Annotated in this window: 1 protein-coding gene; it reads right to left on the bottom strand. The window is 67.9% G+C overall.

The window, feature by feature from the left end:
- Positions 1–265 (bottom strand): transposase (locus tag ASF18_RS24475; protein ID WP_348271389.1); only part of this gene is annotated, 265 nt, incomplete at both ends.

The raw sequence follows: 265 nt of genomic DNA, 5'->3' as shown, positions 1-265 counted from the left end.
AGGAGCTTGCGCGAGGTCAGGAGCAGGCGGCGTTGCTGGCTGGCCGGCGTCTTGACGTGAACCAGCTTGAACAGGCCGACCCGCATCATCTGGGCGATGCCCATGGCGTCATTGCGGTCGGTCTTGTTGATGCGCGCCGAGAGGGCAGCGTGCATGTGACGGGTCTCAACGCAGATCGCCGGAAGCCCTGCCTCGACCAGGCCGGCGCAGAGCCAAGGCGAGAGCGGCCCCGCCTCCAGGCCGACACGCCCGTAGCTGTGTCCGA

The sequence above is a fragment of the Methylobacterium sp. Leaf89 genome (genome assembly GCF_001422215.1).
GTDB lineage: Bacteria > Pseudomonadota > Alphaproteobacteria > Rhizobiales > Beijerinckiaceae > Methylobacterium.
This window is presented reverse-complemented; position numbering and strand designations above follow the sequence as displayed.